16 protein-coding genes are annotated in these 16,225 nt (G+C 34.1%); 3 read left to right on the forward strand and 13 right to left on the reverse strand.

The features are described 5' to 3' along the window. Window positions 1-255 precede the first annotated feature (255 nt). The 10 genes from ribB to tpx all read right to left on the reverse strand — a co-directional run bounded on the left by ribB (window position 256) and on the right by tpx (window position 9,193). The gene (gene ribB / locus Q0845_RS21530; RefSeq protein ID WP_298517713.1) at window positions 256-1,404 is read right to left on the reverse strand and encodes a 3,4-dihydroxy-2-butanone-4-phosphate synthase; all 1,149 of its coding nucleotides are present in this window, start codon (window positions 1,402-1,404) and stop codon (window positions 256-258) included. A gap of 182 nt (window positions 1,405-1,586) precedes the next feature. Further along, window positions 1,587-1,712: a hypothetical protein gene (locus Q0845_RS21535; RefSeq protein WP_298517716.1), complete on the reverse strand. Its 126-nt coding sequence runs from the start codon at window positions 1,710-1,712 to the stop codon at window positions 1,587-1,589. Window positions 1,713-1,781: 69 nt separating this feature from the next. Then, on the reverse strand, window positions 1,782-3,788 hold the full coding sequence (locus Q0845_RS21540; RefSeq protein WP_298517720.1) for an LptF/LptG family permease: 2,007 nt from the start codon (window positions 3,786-3,788) through the stop codon (window positions 1,782-1,784). A 5-nt stretch (window positions 3,789-3,793) separates the two neighbouring features. Then, entirely contained in the window at window positions 3,794-4,432 is a 639-nt protein-coding gene (locus Q0845_RS21545) for an outer membrane lipoprotein carrier protein LolA (RefSeq protein WP_298517723.1), read from the reverse strand. 1 nt (window position 4,433) lies between these two features. After that, the gene (locus tag Q0845_RS21550; RefSeq protein ID WP_298517726.1) at window positions 4,434-6,908 is read right to left on the reverse strand and encodes a DNA translocase FtsK; all 2,475 of its coding nucleotides are present in this window, start codon (window positions 6,906-6,908) and stop codon (window positions 4,434-4,436) included. Window positions 6,909-7,139: 231 nt separating this feature from the next. Continuing rightward, window positions 7,140-7,319, reverse strand: coding sequence for a class I lanthipeptide (locus Q0845_RS21555; RefSeq protein ID WP_298517729.1), 180 nt, complete (start codon window positions 7,317-7,319; stop codon window positions 7,140-7,142). Window positions 7,320-7,650: 331 nt separating this feature from the next. Then, on the reverse strand, window positions 7,651-7,842 hold the full coding sequence (locus Q0845_RS21560; RefSeq protein ID WP_298517732.1) for a hypothetical protein: 192 nt from the start codon (window positions 7,840-7,842) through the stop codon (window positions 7,651-7,653). Between the two features lie 198 nt (window positions 7,843-8,040). Continuing rightward, window positions 8,041-8,229 carry a hypothetical protein gene (locus Q0845_RS21565; protein WP_298517735.1) on the reverse strand — a complete coding sequence of 63 codons (189 nt, stop codon included), beginning with the start codon at window positions 8,227-8,229 and terminating at the stop codon, window positions 8,041-8,043. Between the two features lie 105 nt (window positions 8,230-8,334). After that, on the reverse strand, window positions 8,335-8,694 hold the full coding sequence (locus Q0845_RS21570; RefSeq protein WP_298517738.1) for a diacylglycerol kinase: 360 nt from the start codon (window positions 8,692-8,694) through the stop codon (window positions 8,335-8,337). After that, window positions 8,687-9,193: a thiol peroxidase gene (gene tpx / locus Q0845_RS21575; protein ID WP_298517740.1), complete on the reverse strand. Its 507-nt coding sequence runs from the start codon at window positions 9,191-9,193 to the stop codon at window positions 8,687-8,689. Before tpx ends, Q0845_RS21570 begins: the two co-directional genes overlap by 8 nt. Before the next feature lie 209 nt (window positions 9,194-9,402). On the opposite strand from tpx, the gene katG reads away from it, so the two are divergent. Further along, window positions 9,403-11,577: a catalase/peroxidase HPI gene (gene katG / locus Q0845_RS21580; RefSeq protein WP_298517743.1), complete on the forward strand. Its 2,175-nt coding sequence runs from the start codon at window positions 9,403-9,405 to the stop codon at window positions 11,575-11,577. Between the two features lie 389 nt (window positions 11,578-11,966). Here the strand turns inward: katG and Q0845_RS21585 are convergent, their stop codons facing one another. From Q0845_RS21585 to Q0845_RS21595, 3 genes are read right to left on the reverse strand one after another with little or no spacing between them, the layout of a single operon-like run. Then, window positions 11,967-12,224 (reverse strand): hypothetical protein, encoded by a 258-nt coding sequence (locus Q0845_RS21585; RefSeq protein WP_298517746.1) that lies wholly within the window; start codon window positions 12,222-12,224, stop codon window positions 11,967-11,969. A 51-nt stretch (window positions 12,225-12,275) separates the two neighbouring features. Next, on the reverse strand, window positions 12,276-12,584 hold the full coding sequence (locus Q0845_RS21590; RefSeq protein WP_298517749.1) for a co-chaperone YbbN: 309 nt from the start codon (window positions 12,582-12,584) through the stop codon (window positions 12,276-12,278). Between the two features lie 11 nt (window positions 12,585-12,595). Then, window positions 12,596-13,237: a peroxiredoxin gene (locus Q0845_RS21595; RefSeq protein ID WP_298517752.1), complete on the reverse strand. Its 642-nt coding sequence runs from the start codon at window positions 13,235-13,237 to the stop codon at window positions 12,596-12,598. Window positions 13,238-13,580: 343 nt separating this feature from the next. Here Q0845_RS21595 and Q0845_RS21600 point away from each other — a divergent pair, with 343 nt between their 5' ends. Then, on the forward strand, window positions 13,581-15,548 hold the full coding sequence (locus Q0845_RS21600) for a sensor histidine kinase (protein ID WP_298517755.1): 1,968 nt from the start codon (window positions 13,581-13,583) through the stop codon (window positions 15,546-15,548). A gap of 6 nt (window positions 15,549-15,554) precedes the next feature. Continuing rightward, window positions 15,555-16,205, forward strand: coding sequence for a response regulator transcription factor (locus tag Q0845_RS21605; protein ID WP_298517758.1), 651 nt, complete (start codon window positions 15,555-15,557; stop codon window positions 16,203-16,205). The last annotated feature ends 20 nt before the right edge of the window (window positions 16,206-16,225 follow it).

Genomic DNA, 16,225 nt, shown 5'->3' on the forward strand with positions numbered 1-16,225 from the left:
AAAGACGTTTTGAGTTTATAATTTTGCCCAATCATATCTAAAAGCAAAGCATGTCCAAGAGCAAAGCAAGTCTAAAAATCTAACAGCAAAGCGTTCTAAGAGCGCAGCGCGTCTAACATCAAACATTTCTCGATACAATTTTTTACAAAAATCACTCGAAAAGACGTTTTGAGTTCATCATTTTATTCAATACATCTAAAAGCAAAGCGTTCTAACAGCGCAGCGATCTAATATCTAACAGCGATAGCGACCTATTTAATAAGAAACATAATCTACAATTTCCAAACCATACCCAATCATACCAACACGTTTTTCTTGATGTGTATTGGTCACTAATTTGATTTTACTAATATTGATGTCATGTAGAATTTGCGCTCCAATTCCGAAGTCTTTTGAGTCCATTTTAATCTTTGGCGCTTTGTATTCGCCATCTGTTTGTAAGGCTTTCAATTCTTTGATTCTGTGCAATAAATTCAACGAACTGTGATCTTGATTGATAAAAATAATAGCACCTTTTCCTTCGTCATTGATCAAACGGAACATATCGTCCAATTTCTTATCAGCGTTGTTGGTCAAAGTTCCTAAAATATCATCATTTACTAAAGTAGAATTGATACGTGTGAGTACAGGTTCATCTGCTGACCAGCTTCCTTTGGTTAAGGAAATATGGACTCTATTATTGGTAGTTTGTAGATACGCACGCATGCGGAATTCTCCGAAACGTGTTTGTACATTAAAATCTTCTTTTTTCTCAATCAAAGAATCGTGCTCCATTCGGTACGCCACTAAGTCTTCTATAGAAACAATTTTTAAATCAAAATTTTTAGCAACTTCCAGCAATTGTGGCAAACGTGCCATGGTACCGTCTTCGTTCATGATTTCTACAATGACACCAGCAGGTTGCAAACCAGCCAAACGTGCAAAATCAATGGCAGCTTCTGTATGACCTGTTCTACGCAATACGCCACCTTCTTTCGCTTTTAACGGAAAAATATGTCCAGGACGTGCCAAATCAAAAGGTCTTGTGTTTTTATCGATTAAAGCTTGCACCGTTTTAGAACGATCGGAAGCAGAAATTCCAGTCGTAACACCGTTTCCTTTCAAATCTACAGAAATGGTAAAAGCAGTTTCCATCGGATCGGTATTGTTGCTCACCATCATTCCCAATTGCAATTCTTTACAACGATTTTCTGTCAAAGGCGCACAAATTAAACCACGACCATGCGTTGCCATAAAGTTGATCATTTCTGGAGTTACCTTTTCAGCAGCAGCTAAAAAATCACCTTCATTTTCACGATTTTCATCGTCAACTACAATGATTACTTTTCCTTGTCGGATGTCTTCAATGGCTTCATGGATGCTATGTAATTGCGTTTCGGCTTTCACTTTTGTAGTTGCTGTCATTTTGAATATAATTTGCTCACAAAAATAAGGATTCTTATTCAATCTGCTTTATAAAAAGATAGTAAAGATTGATATGAGTATTGGACAAAATTATGAGATGCATTTCATTAAAAAAGTTCCTACAATACTTATAAATAATAAATAGGATAGGAACTTAAAAATAATTTTAAAGATACACTGTTTTAGCAGCAAACCCATTTTTCTCCATTAAAATAAAGACAAGCGCATACCAATCCGCCAGTAACTTCTTTTTGAGTTTTTTTGTCTAATTCTTGCACGTCTTCTAGCGCTAAAATGTTTTGTAACATGATATAAAGTTTTTGGTTATGTATAAAAGTTACAAAACCAAATTACTGTTACCCAAAAGGATAGAAGGTTTATAGATTCTTCTTAGTTTCTCTGTGCATTTCTTTTTTGATACGCGATCTTACGATAAAGAATGTAACAAAGTAAAATACAAAACCAATAATAGAAATGGTTTGAATGTTCGCTTTTTTCTTAGCCTTTACGCCAATGCCATCCATAATATTACGCAAGAAAATATTGGAACGCACAAATCTGTAAATGAACAAGATTCCAAAGATAATTGCTGAGGCAAGCAAGCCATAAAACATCCAGTCTTTCAATTCCATATTATTATTTAAAATTGGCAATGAAAGCGCTGAAATAATAAATGGGACATAATAGAAGAATGAAAGTTTTGAAGCTTTTAAGTATGAAGAATAGGTTTTTTCAATATCCTTATTAGTGTCATTTTCAAAAACTCCCAATACTTTTAGTCGTCCTTGTGTAATTCCACGATCGCCTAAAATTCCAATAGCTAAACTTCGTTCGCCATCACTGTAGTTGTACTTGCGATAGTTTTGAACGACATCCATTAATTGTGTGTCACTTAGAGCAGTTAACTTATCAGTACTTTGTCTGTCAGTTTCTGTAATGACAGCCAATTCTGTAGTTTTAGCTTCATTTTCGTCTTCAGTAAGTTTCACAAATAACCCTTTCAATGAGAAACTAAACAATCCTTGATCAGAAGTAGCTCTACGTGTAAAGTAAATACTCAGCGGAAACATAATCATCGTGGAGAGCCACGTTCCCAGCCATGGAGGAATACTTCCATCTTCGGCACTGTTTTTTCCAAAAATTCCAATAAAGTGATATGCTAAAAACAAACAAATGGCAATAACCATAGGCAATCCAATTCCACCTTTACGGATAATAGCTCCTAACGGCGCACCGACAAAGAATAGAATGATACATGCAATGGCAACGGCAAATTTATCATGCATAAATATTTTATGATGATTCATCTTTTTCTCCATTCGCTTAAAGCGATTCTCCGTATTTTCAAGTGTTGTACGACGTCCTTTGATGTTGGTGATAGAAATATCTAAGGCACGTTTTTTATTCTTTAAAGAAAGTACATCCAGAATATTGTCAGTAGTACTTATAGAGTCCAAAGGAACTCTGTTGGTAGAATCTTTTTCAATGATCACAATTCCAGTACGTTTGTACATATTGTCACCAAAACCTATTTTTTCTTGCTTGTATTTCTTTTCGTAAACCGCAGTTGTATCAATCAATTGACCTACAGTAAACATTTTATAGGTTCCATTACTTTCATCATTAAAATCGACTTTGTTTACCTCACGCAAGTCAATATTCATGGTATATTTTTCAAACGAAACTTTGGCGTGTTGCAAGCGCAAAATCTCTTTTGGATCGGTAGATTTTACATCTTCATAACGATTTCCATCAAACAATACCATTTGTAAGATATCGGAATCAGGACTGCTTTTCAGCTCACCACTTTTAGACTTTAATACCACACGATTCTTCTTATCATTCGATTTCTCGTGAATAATTACTTTATCTAGCAGTTGATCGTTATCACCGTATTTTTTATCTACTTTAATATTGATGTTTCCGATGTCGTTAAAAACACCTTCACCAATGGCCAAAGCAGGTTTTTTCTTTGCTAAGTTTTTACGAAGATTGTATTGTTTGAATTCTGACCAAGGAATTACATTGTTATTAAAGAAAAACGTTCCAATACCAAGCAATACAATAAATACTACTAAGCTTCGCATGGCGCGTTGTAACGAAATTCCTGTGGATTTCATTGCAGCAAATTCATAGCTTTCTGCAAATCGACCAAAAGTCATAATAGAAGATACTAAAATACTTAATGGAAGTACTAATGGAATTAGCTTAGGCGCTGTGTATAGTAAGAATTTTAAAATGATTCCTACGTCCAGTCCTTTTCCTGCCAATTCTCCTATAAAAAGCCAAACGGTTTGTAATATAAATATGAACATAAATATTACAAACACGGTAAGGAACGTTAAGAGGTAACTCTTAAGTATGTATCTATCAAGTATTTTCAAGTAGCCTAATTTTTATCTATATAATAGTCCTCGTATTTCGATTCGTCAAATATAAATAAGCTTTTTGATAAAGGCTGATTCGTTTTAAAAGAATTAACAGTTAAAGTGGTATTTGTGCCATTTTTTCCTGTTTCTAGTAAATTGTAAATATGTTTTGTTTTTACATCAATTCCCAATAAAACACTTTTAATATCTGATTCTGAGTTTGTTGGAGTTAATTTGATGTATTGAATTTTTCTGCCACGTACATTTTGTAAAATATCCCATTCGTAAGAATATCCTTTTTTATAGAAGGTAAGCATTTCAGAAGGAGATAATCCTGTTTCATCATCTTCGGCATCCGAAATAGTTACTTCTTCGTTTGCAGGCACAATTGTATATACTTTTTTAGTATCGTAGATTTTTGTAAAACCTAAAAAGTTTAGCAAATATTTATCGCCTTCAAGCGTTACATTTCCTTTCGATTCTTGCTTGGTATTTGCTTCTTTATTATTCAACTCATATTTAAAGTCGATCTGAATATTGTTGTAACTATTTACTTTGGCGGAAACTTCATCTAATAGTTTTTTTGCTTTTTGAGCATTTTGCGCACTTACATTCAATGTAAACACTCCTAATACCAACACTAAAACTAATTTTTTCATTTTATCCATTTTTTTCGTTTTCTAATAATTGTTCTAAAGCTAAAATATCTGGAACAAGCACTTGTCGCGCCTTGCTTCCCTCAAATTGACCTACGATTCCAGCCGCTTCCAATTGATCAATTAATCGCCCTGCACGATTGTAGCCTAATTTTAATTTTCGTTGTAATAACGAGGCCGAACCTTGCTGTGCAATTACGATAACTTCTGCTGCTTGACGGAACAGTTTGTCTCTATCTGAAATGTCTATATCAAGACTTGTGCCACTTTCTTCACCTGAGTATTCTGGTAAGATAAAGGCATCAGGATACGCTTTCTGAGCTCCGATAAAATCAGTGATTTTCTCAACTTCTGGCGTATCTACAAAAGCACATTGTATACGAATTAAATCGTTTCCTTGTGTGTATAACATATCACCACGACCAATTAATTGATCGGCTCCTGAATTATCTAAAATGGTACGAGAATCTATTTTCGACATTACGCGGAAAGCGACTCTGGCAGGGAAATTCGCTTTAATCATACCTGTAATTACATTTACAGAAGGTCTTTGTGTCGCAATAATTAAATGTATTCCAATAGCACGTGCCAACTGAGCTAAACGAGCAATTGGTGTTTCTACTTCTTTTCCTGCCGTCATGATTAAATCGGCAAATTCATCCACCACTAAGACGATATATGGTAAAAACTTATGTCCGTCATTCGGATTCAGCTTTCGAGCTTTAAATTTTGTATTGTATTCCACAATATTACGGCACAAGGCATTCTTGAGTAAATCGTAACGCTGATCCATTTCAATACAAAGAGAATTCAGCGTGTTAATTACTTTAGAATTGTCTGTGATAATCGCTTCTTCAGAATCTGGAAGTTTTGCTAAATAGTGACGTTCTATTTTATTGAACAATGTCAATTCCACTTTTTTCGGATCTACCAAGACAAACTTTACTTCCGCAGGATGTTTTTTGTATAAGATAGAAGTCAAAATACAATTCAGTCCCACCGATTTACCTTGTCCAGTTGCTCCCGCCATCAATAAATGCGGCATTTTGGCTAAATCAACTACCAAAGTTTCGTTGCTAATCGTTTTTCCAAACGCAATTGGCAATTGCATTTCGGCTTCTTGAAACTTCTTGGAAGCTATTGCCGAACGCATGGAAACGATTGCAGGTTTCTTATTGGGAACTTCAATACCAATTGTACCTTTTCCAGGCATTGGCGCAATAATACGAATTCCTAACGCAGCCAATGAAAGTGCAATATCATCTTCTAAATTTTTAATCTTAGAGATACGTACACCGGCTTCTGGTATGATTTCGTACAGCGTTACCGTTGGTCCAACTGTTGCTTTGATACTTGCAATTTCTATTTTGTAATTGCGAAGCGTGGTCACAATTTGGTTTTTATTTCCTTCGAGTTCTTCCTGATTGATGGTGATAGAACTACCGTTGGTATAATCTTTTAAGAGTTCAATGGTTGGAAAGCGGAAATTACCCAATTCTAAGGTTGGATCAAATTCTCCGTGTTCTTTGACAAGTTTGTCCGACAAATTTTCGGTAACCGTTTTTTCTTCTACAATCTTCTCAACTTGAATCGTGGTTTCTTCTTCTTCTTTTGGAATTTCTACTTCAAAAGAAGTGTCTTTTACATCGGAATCTTTATTTGTGGTATCTCTTACAGAATGATTTTTAATCGTTGGTTGTACATTTTCAACCGATAATTCAAACTCTGACTTTTCAGTTTCTGTTGTATTGTCTTTTGTTTCTGGAATTTCAGCGGTAACAGTATCTTCTGTTGGAGTTGTTTCTTCAGTTGTTGAAGTATTTTCTGTGGTTTCCGTTGGAATCTCTTCTTCTGCAAAATCTTCTTTGATAGAAGATTTACGTTTGTTGATATATTCGGTAACGTGTTCTGGCGTAAGCTTCAAACGAAATACACCATAGATAATGGCTCCGAAAACTAACAACAATCCTACACCAATTTTACCAATATATACTTGTAAATACGAGTTAATTTCAAAACCAATAGTTCCTCCTAAAATAGGCGCTGAGTTAAAGAAGAATCCTAAAAAGACAGAAAGCCAAATTACAATAACACTTCCCCAAAACCATCTGTTAAATAACTTCTTTTTGATATCCATTAATAGGTACAAGCCAGTGACAAATAGTAAACTTGCAAATATAAATGATGCAATTCCAAATCCTTCATAGATAAAGAAATTGCTAATGCCAGCTCCAAACTTTTGCATCCAATTTTGTGTTTGAGCTGTGCCATCGGTATTTGCTAACGCACTTTGATCGACTTGACCCGTAAAAAAATACGAAGCAAAAGCAACAAACAAGGCAATTGCAAATAACATGAGTAAACTCCCCAATATAATTTGATGCTGTCGGGTAAAAGTAAAGTCAGGTTTTTTGAATTTAGAACCTTTAGAAGTTTTTTTTGTTGTTTTAGATTTTTTTTCGGTTTTCTTCTTTGCCATTTAGAGATTGCTATTTACTGCAAAAAATGCAAATTATGCTTACTGCGCAAGATATTTAAAATTAATCTTTATGCGAAACGTTTTTCCGTAAAATACGAGTATATATAATGAATAGGAGTGAAGTTGTGCTTTGAAGCAAATATTTATACAAAGAAATGTAAGAAAAAGAAAAAGCGAGATTGCTCCCGCTAGTATTCTATTTTAATAAGGTGAAAAATATTTAGAAGAGTTTTATTCTTCGTTTGGACATGTTAAAGAAGGACAATATCCTTTTGTAATTTCTGTAACACAAATAAGTAAAGAATTCCAAAGTGTTATTGAAGCTGCTTTTCCTCCTTGTACTTGGTCAGAATCTAACTTGCTAACGGTCGTCTTTTTTAAAGATAAATTTTTAATTGATCTTTTTTTCATGATTTTAAATTTTATGGTTTATAAAGGAACTAAATTAGGTTAAAAAGAAGTAGGAAAAATAATTACTTGTCTAGATTTATGAATTATAAGTCCTGTTTTAAAGTATTTTTAGAACAGATATATATGAGGTTAAAATGATTACATTCACATTATTGATATGTTCTATTTTATAGTTGATTTCTTTTGATTTGACTAAAAACTCATTTTTTATAAGTAGTTATCTGTTTATTTTTGGAAGAAGCACAAAAGCTAGCATGATTATTATTTTTATGAAGTCTATTTACAAAAACTAATAATCAATAAAAAAGCGGGATTTCTCCCGCCTCATTTTTTAGCTTCTGTTATCTTCGTTTTTTAGATCACAGTTTATAATGCCGCATGTATGTTTTATAGGCCCAACACAACCTGTGTTAGCACAACCTATGAGACTTTCAATTGGAGCAGCTCCACCTTTTACAAGATTATCAAGAATAGAAATTGATTTTTTGTTTAGGTCCAAACTTTTTAGGTTTCTTTTTTTCATAATGTGGAATATTGTAGTTAATAAGTCAACAATGTATAAAAAGAAGTTGCTTGAAAACTGACATTTAAACTGACATTTTTCGCAAAGAGTTTGTGAATCTGATTTTAGGAATATGAATGAAGAACTTTTATATGTTTAAATGCACAATGATGAAACATTTGAAAAAGAAAAAGCGGGATTGCTCCCGCTATGTTTTCATTAGGCACAGAAATCGGTTTTGATTTCACAATTAATGATACCACATGTTTTTCGAATTGGTCCAACACAACCCGTTGCTTGTGGACATTCTTTGTAACTAGGAATCGCGACTCCTCCTTTCAATACATTTTCTAAATTAGAAATTGATTTTTTGTTAAGTGCCAGTGTTTTTAGCTCTTGTTTTTTCATAATGATAATTGTTTTTTTGATTGAATGATATCATTAAGGTAAGAAAAAAAAGAAAGCGACTGTAGTTTTTTATGTTTTTTTAACAATAGAGAATTCGGTAGTGTACTATATCATTTTTGGAATATAGATGAAGCAACCAATAATAACGGCTGCTACAGCAAAGATAAATACGGCTCCAGCAGCTAAATCTTTGATAAGTCCTATTTTTTTGTGATGTTCGGGATGTATGAAGTCTGCAATTTCTTCAATGGCAGTATTGAGTCCTTCCAAACTCATAATAAGTCCAATAATAAGAATTTGGACAATCCATTCAGTTCTGGAAATTTCAAAATAAAATCCAGCAATGGTCACTAAAACACCAATGAAAAATTGAGCTTTTACACTAGCTTCAGTGGTAATGAGCAGATATGCGCCTTTAAACGCATATCCAACTCCTCTTATTCTTCCTTTAATGAATTTAATCATCTAATAATGCTTCCAAAGCTGCTTTATAATTAGGCTCGTCTACAATTTCTGCAACTTGCTCAGTATGTTTTACAGTTCCGTTTTCGTCAATAACCACCACCACACGAGAATGTAATGTCTCTAAAGGTCCGTCAACAAAATTTAAACCGTAATCTTTTCCAAAGCTTCCACTTTTATAATCAGAAAGGTTAATGACATTGTCCAAACCTTCTGCACCACAAAAACGTGCTTGTGCAAATGGTAAATCGTGAGAAATACACAATACCTTAGTGTTTTCTAATTCGCTAGCTTCTCTATTAAAAGTACGTACTGAAGTGGCACACGTTCCTGTATCAATACTAGGAAAAATGTTTAACACTACTTTAGATCCTTTATAATCTGCTAAAGTTTTTGTAGATAAATCTGTTGCTGTCAATGCAAAATCAGGAGCTGCAGCTCCAACTTCTGGTAAATTTCCCGAAGTATGAAATTCGTTTCCTTGTAAGGTTACTGATGCCATGGTTAATTTGTTTTAATAATTTCTAAAAATAGCTATTTTCTCATCCAAAAATGGTAAATTATCGTTAATTTTTTAACAACTTACATATAGTAAAAATCTATTATAAAATAAAAACAATCAATTTGTTTTATTAATAATGTATATATAATTAACTAATTTTAGAACACTTAAAAAACACAGTATAAATTAATCAAACATCCAAAAAAATTATGAGCAACGAAGGTAAGTGTCCATTTGGACATGGAACTACAAAAAAAGTAGCTGGCGGTGGTACTACAAATAGAGATTGGTGGCCAAATGAACTAAAGCTAAATATTTTACGTCAACATGCAGAGAAGTCCGATCCTATGGGAAAAGATTTTGATTATGCAGCAGCTTTTAGCAGTATTAATTACGATGAATTAAAGCAAGATGTAATCAATTTAATGACCGATTCTCAAGATTGGTGGCCAGCCGATTATGGACACTATGGTGGTTTTATGATTCGTATGGCTTGGCACAGTGCCGGAACCTACAGAGTAGGAGACGGACGTGGAGGCGCAGGAACAGGAACACATCGTTTTGCACCATTAAATAGTTGGCCAGATAATGGTAACTTAGACAAAGCTCGTTTGTTATTATGGCCTGTGAAACAAAAATATGGACGAAAAATTTCTTGGGCCGATTTAATGATTCTTGCAGGAAACTGTGCATTGGAATCAATGGGCTTTAAAACGTTTGGTTTTGCTGGAGGACGTACTGATGTTTGGGAGCCAGAACAAGATATATACTGGGGAATGGAGCATGAGTGGCTTGGAAATGAACAACGCTACGAAACAGGTGAATTAGAAGATCATTTAGGAGCCGTACACATGGGACTTATTTATGTAAATCCTGAAGGACCTAATGGAGAACCTGATCCTTTAAAATCCGCTCATGATATTAGAGTAACATTCAAAAGAATGGCAATGAACGATGAAGAAACAGTTGCTTTAGTTGCTGGAGGACATACATTTGGTAAAGCGCATGGAGCTGCAAATCCAGATGAGTATGTAGGAGCAGAGCCACATGGAGCTTCTATAGAGGAAATGAGTACTGGATGGAAAAATACATATAAAACAGGTGTCTTAAATGATACGATTACGAGTGGAATTGAAGGTCCTTGGACACCAAATCCAATACAATGGGATGCAGATTACTTTGATGTATTATTAAATTATGATTGGGAATTGACGAAAAGTCCAGCAGGAGCACATCAATGGACACCAACAGCAGCATCAAATGCACGTATGGCGCCAACAGCAGGTGATCCTAACGAGAAGCAAGCATTGATGATGACTACAGCAGATATGGCGTTGAAAATAGATCCTGAGTATTTAAAAATATCACAGCGTTTCCACGAAGATCATGCTGCTTTTGAAGACGCATTTGCACGTGCTTGGTTCAAGCTAACACATCGTGATATGGGACCAAAAGATCGTTATTTAGGTCCAGAAGTTCCAGCAGAAGAATTAATCTGGCAAGATCCAATTCCAACAGTAGATTATACTTTGAGTGGTTCAGATCTTTTAGAATTAAGAAAATTAATTTTAGGGTCAACTTTAACAGTTTCACAATTAGTAAAAACTGCTTGGGCTTCCGCTTCTACTTTTAGAGGTTCTGACATGCGTGGAGGAGCCAATGGTGCACGAATTCGTTTAGAGCCACAAAGAAGTTGGGAAGTAAACAATCCAGTAGAATTAGGAAAAGTATTGAGCGTTCTTGAAGGAATTCAAAACGAATTTAGCGGCACAATTTCTATGGCAGATTTAATTGTATTTGCAGGAAATGTTGGTGTTGAAGAAGCAGCTAAAAGTGCTGGAGTAGATGTTTCAGTTTCTTTTACACAAGGTAGAGGAGACGCTTCACAAGAACAAACAGATGTTGAATCGTTCAATAATTTAAAACCAGCTTCAGATGGATTTAGAAACTATTTAAAATCTGGATTCCAAACAGCTGCAGAAGACGCATTGGTAGACAGAGCTAACTTATTGACATTATCAATTCCGGAAATGACAGTTTTAGTTGGTGGATTGCGTGTACTTGGCGCAAACTACAACGGATCTAATCATGGTGTATTTACTGATACTGTAGGAAGTTTGACAAATGATTTCTTTAGAAATGTATTGGACTTTACGTATACTTGGTCTGCTACTTCTGATGACGATCAAGTGTTTGAAGGACGTAACAGAAAAACAGGACAAATTACATTTGTTGGTACACGTGCAGACTTAATTTTTGGTTCTAATACAGAATTAAGAGCTATTGCAGAAGTATATGCATGTGATGATGCTAAAGAGAAGTTTGTACACGATTTTGCAGCAGCTTGGTCGAAAGTAATGAACTTAGATAGATATGATGTGTAATTAATATACATCAAAAAGTATTAAAAGGAGCTGTCAGAAAAGACAGCTCTTTTTGTTTTAATTCGTATATTTAAGTTATTAATCTTAAATATATTGCTATGTGAGAAAAGTTTGAAGTTTATGAAATGCAAAGCCCTCAAATGATTTATGGAGGAGAAATAAGTACACAAGTTGGTTCTGAACCAGATCTTGAGTGATTTGTATAATCCTTTGATATAATCCTTATAAATACAGAGATCACAATAAAGAATTCTTTGTAATGGAGCTATCTAAAAAGGTAGCTTCTTTTTTTGTTTTTTTCTTAGATAAAGTAAACTTCTAGTGATACATAAAAAAATCGTCTATAAAGTAAAATTTATAGACGATTTCTTTATGTATAGTACAATTTATTACTTATCAATAGAACCCATAACACGTTGCATAAAACTATTCAACGCTTCTTTTCTTGGCGTTCCTTCTTTCTCCATTTTATGTACTTCAATAGCGCCGTACATATTTGAGATCAATTCACCAATAACGTCCAATTCTTCATCTTTTAAGGATGGAACTTCGGTTAGTGCTTCCAACGTGTCAATAGTTTCAATAACATAATCTTCGTCATTTTCAGCAATAAATTGTGTTAAGTGTTTAATTACAGGTAATTTCATTAAAAAACGTGTTTTTTATTTCCGTAAAAATGGAAATCTTATTCTAATTAATTAAGCAACTTCTTCAACAAGTTCTTTAAGAACATCGAATTTGTTAGTCTGAACTTGATTTACAAACGCTCCATTTTTAAAAGTAGCGAATGTTGGCAAATTGTCTACAGTAGCCAATTGTCTTGATTCTGGAAACTTCTCAGCATCAGCAATCACAAAAGTTACTCCTTCTAACTCACGAGCTAGTTTCTTAACTTTTGGCTTCATAATGCGGCAGTTTCCACACCAAGAAGCAGAATATTGTACCACAACAGTATCGTTGCTGGCAACCAATTCTTGCAAGTTATCTTGATTTAATTCTTGAACCATAACTAGTGTAATTAAACGTTTGCAGCTAAATATTCAGCAACACCGTTTCTGTTAGCGTTCATTGCTTCTTTTCCTTCTTCCCAGTTTGCTGGACAAACTTCTCCTTTTTCTTGAACGTGCGTGTATGCATCAATCAAACGGATATATTCGTTTACGTTTCTACCAACTGGCATATGGTTGATTCCTTCATGGAAAACAGTTCCTTCTTCGTCAATTAAGTAGGTAGCTCTGTATGTTACGTTGTCACCTTCAACTTGAACCGTTCCAGTTTCTTCGTCGTATACTTCGTTTGTAATATCTAAAATACCTAAAATGCTAGATAAGTTACGATTGCTATCAGCTAATAAAGGATATGTTACACCTTCAATTCCTCCGTTATCTTTTTCAGTGTTTAACCATGCAAAGTGTACTTCTGGAGTATCACAAGAAGCTCCAACTACAATTGTATTTCTTTTTTCAAATTCTCCTAAAGCAGCTTGAAACGCGTGTAATTCTGTTGGGCAAACAAATGTAAAATCTTTTGGGTACCAGAATAACAATACTTTTTTCTTGTTGTTTACTGCTTCATCTAAGATGTTTAATTTGAAAGTATCTCCCATTTCGTTCATTGCATCAACATTCAAGTTTGGGAATTTTTTTCCTACGAAAGCCATATTATTTTGTGTTTAAAATTTATGTTATTAACGGCTGCAAATATAGATAAGTAACGAAGAGAATTTTACAAAGAAAATTTGATTTTCCTATCAATCCATAGGAACTGTTTATGGTACATATTAAGCGATTGTTTACCAGTAAATTGTGTGTGTGAAACGAGGAGAAAAAAAGCATTTATTTTTTACAGAAACTTCAAAAATAGGGCAGATGTCGTATTCTTTAAAAAGCGAGATAGACGGATATTTGTAATTAGATCATATGCGTACGACTTATCATCATTTTTTGGAATTGTACTTAAAAGCCTGTACCTTAATTTCCGATTGCCTAACTAATTATGAACCAATGAATACATTCACCAAAAGTATTGTGCAAATAGTTACGTTGTTACTGTGTTTACAAGTAACTGCACAAACCAATCAAGCAATTATAGATAGCATTGGTAATGTTACGCAAGCCATGGAAAACGATTCTCTACGTGTGCAATACCTACATAAAGTGTTTTTTAAATATGCGTATTCTAAGCCGGAAATTGCTCGTGAACTTTCAGAAATTGCCATTCAAAAAAGTGAAACGATTGAAAATACTTTTTTAAAGACACGTTCCTTATTGCGAAAGGGAATTTACTTTGATATTGTGGGAAAAAAAGATAGTTCCTTGTTTTGGTATGATGAAGCCTATGAAATCGCTAAAAAGGCAGCGGATAAAGACGCAATGGCTTCGGTGTATAATAATAAAGGCTTGATTTATTGGGGAAAAGAAGAATACAAAACGGCAATGGATTACTACCTGAGTTCGTATGAAATATTCAAAGATCTAGGGCAGCAAAGAGGACAGGCAAATAGTTTGAATAATATAGGTTTGTTACTTTCAAAATTAGAACGTCACAAAGAATCGAATACGTATCATAAACGCAGTTTAGCCATCAGGCAGGAAACTAAGGATACGTATGGAATTGGCGCTTCGTACACGAATATGGTGATGAATTTCTCTGCGCTGAAACAATTGGATTCTTGTATATATTATGGACAAAAATCGGTGGTGACCAAAAAGAAAGTGAATGATGTAAAAGGATTGGCCACAAGTTATAATAGTTTAGGAAAAACCTATCAGCAATTAAAACAAAGCGATTCCGCAGTGTTATATCTAAAAAAAGCAGACGAAATTTACCAGCGATTTAATGCTCGAAAACACCGCGCCAAAAACATTCAACTATTAGGAATTGCTTATTACAATCAAGGAAAATACCAAGCAGCTGTAGATGCGTATACTATTGCCTTAGATAATATAGATGATGATCAAGCAATGATTAAAAGTAAGGCAGTGCGCAGAATGGCAAATGCTTACAGAGAATTGGGCGATTTTGAAAAGGCTTCGCAGTATTATCAAGAAACTATCAAATTGCAGGATACCATTCAAAAAGAAAAGGAAACCATAGCAACGAATGAAATTTTTGAAAAATACCAATCGGCTGAAAAAGAGAAAGAAATATTATTGCAACGCGCGCAAATAGCAGAGAAAAATGCAAGCATATCTCAAAAAAACACTACGATTTATGGAATGATTGCTGGCGTATTGGTATTGCTGGCGTTAGGATATTTATTGTATAATCAACAAAAGCTAAAAAATAGGCAATTACAGAAAGAAAACGAATTGAAAGATGCCTTAATCAAAGTAGAAACACAGAATAAATTGCACGAACAACGTTTGAAAATTTCGCGTGATTTGCATGATAATATTGGTTCGCAATTGACTTTTATTATTTCTTCGATTGACAATTTAAAATACGGACTCAAAGATGAAAATCCAGCTTTTCTAGATCGGTTGTCAAATATTAATTTCTTTACTCGAAATACGATCAATCAGTTGCGAGACACGATTTGGGCAATGAACATGGACGCAATTCATTTTGAAGATTTAGAGCAGCGTATGATGAATCATATCGGACAAGCCAGCATTTTAACAGGTGCTGAAATTGAATTTACCAATGAAGTTTCCGAAAGCACTACGTTTTCTTCGTTGGTCGGAATTAATATCTTTAGAATCATGCAAGAAGCGATTAACAATGCTATAAAACATGCAAATTCCAAAGAAATCACAATTCATTTTCAAGAAAAAAATGATCAATATGTATTGGCTATTTCTGATGACGGAAAAGGTTTTGATACAACTGAAGATGCTGCTGGAAATGGTTTGGAAAATATGCAATTACGCGCCGAAGAAATCTATGGGAAACTGAATGTCATTTCTCAGAAAAATCATGGAACTACGATACATTTAACGATTGATAAAACGGTTGCAGATAAAATTTAATCATCTATGAATTATAAAATCGCCATTGCGGAAGACAATACTTTTTTAGCCAATGCTTTGATTGAAAAATTATCGTTTTTTAAAGAAGAATTGCAGTATCTATTTCGTGCTCGAGATGGAAAAGAATTGGTGGAAAAGCTAGAAAATAACCAAGAAATCGATTTGATTTTGATGGATATAAAAATGCCAAACATGAATGGTATTGAAGCAACTCAAATCATTAAAAAGCGTTTTCCTACAATTAAAATTGTGATGATTACTGTATTTGATGATGATGAAAATATTTTGCAATCCATTCAATCGGGCGCAAATGGTTATTTACTCAAAGAAGCTACCGCAGACGAATTGCACAAAGGAATTTTGGATGTCATGAAAGGTGGCGCAACGATGACTCCGAGTATAGCAATGAAAGCATTAAAAATATTACAAACCGCAGAAGTCCCGCAATATGTCGAAAATGAGAACATCAAACTTAGCAAACGTGAAAAAGAAGTTCTAGAACAGTTGAGCAAAGGTTTGGGCTATCAGGTAATTGCTGAAAAGCTGTTTGTGTCTCCATCTACCATTCGGAAGCATATTGAAAATATTTATAGAAAACTCCAAGTTCACAACAAAATAGAAGCTGTAGAAAAGGCACGGAAACATCGATTGTTATAAACAAAAAATCCTCTCTACTG

This window comes from uncultured Kordia sp. (assembly GCF_947489565.1).
In the GTDB taxonomy this organism is placed as follows: Bacteria; Bacteroidota; Bacteroidia; order Flavobacteriales; family Flavobacteriaceae; genus Kordia.